We start from the raw sequence: 1058 nt of genomic DNA on the forward strand, positions 1-1058 counted from the left end.
TGTATTGACCCGCAGGGTTGTTCACGCGGCTGATCGGGGGTTGGCCTCCGAGTGCGGTGTGGCAGCGGTGATGGTTGTAGGTGTGGAGGAAGTCTGCCAGTGCCGCTGTCCGCTCGTCGTTGGATGTGTAGGGCCTGAGATAGGCCCATTCGTCGGCGAGGGTGCGGTTGAAGCGTTCGACCTTGCCGTTGGTCTGGGGCCGGTAAGGGCGGGTGAGTTTGCCGGTCGCGCCGATGTCGGCCAGGGCTTGCTTCCAGACCAGGCCCTTGCGGTAGGCCCACGCGTTGTCCGTGAGAACGCGCTCGATCCGGGTGATACCCAGGTCGGCGAAGAACGCGGCGGCCCGGGTCAGGAAGGCTGCGCAGGTCGCGACTTTCTCGTCGGGGTGGATCTCGCTGTAGGCCAGGCGGGAGTGGTCGTCGACGGCGGAGTGGACGTAGTCGAAGCCGACGTTGCTGCGGGTGGCGCGGCCGGCTTGGCGGCCCAGGGTCCTGTGGCCGCCGCCGTCGGGGATCCGGCCGAGCTTCTTCACGTCGATGTGGATCAGCTCGCCTGGGTGTTCGCGTTCGTAGCGGCGGATCACGATGCCGGTCGGGCGGTCGAGCCAGGCCAGCCGGTTGAGCCGGTGGCGGGTGAGGATCCGGTGCACGGTGGATGCGGGCAGGCCAAGGATCGGGCCGATCCGCGCAGGTCCGAGCTTTCGGGTTCGCCGCAGATCGCAGACGCGATCTTCCATGGCGGCCGGTGTCCGGTGCGGGGTGCTGCAGGGCCTGCTGGACCGGTCGACAAGACCTGCGTCGCCTTCGCTTTTCCAGCGGCGGATCCATTTGTGGGCCGTGGGCCGCGATATGCCCATCTCGGCAGCCACATGCGCGACCGGACGGCCCGCCAGGACACGTGCGACCAGGATCCGCCTGCCGTGAACGGTCAAGCGGGCATTACGGTGTGACACGAAGACCTCCGTGTGCGGTGCAGCGTAGACACCTCCACCACACCGGAGGTCTTCGTCATGATCAAGCCTGACCAGCGTTAACAACGCTCGTGATCAATACACCTAG

General features: G+C 66.7%; 1 protein-coding gene. It reads right to left on the reverse strand.

Annotation, left to right across the window (positions count from 1 at the left end; translation table 11 throughout):
- A partial coding sequence (locus JS521_RS35855; protein WP_205087019.1) for an IS481 family transposase occupies nt 1–952 on the reverse strand: 952 nt, incomplete at its 3' end.
- Between the last annotated feature and the right edge of the window lie 106 nt (nt 953–1058).

This window comes from Streptomyces durocortorensis (genome assembly GCF_016901035.1).
GTDB lineage: Bacteria > Actinomycetota > Actinomycetes > Streptomycetales > Streptomycetaceae > Streptomyces > Streptomyces durocortorensis.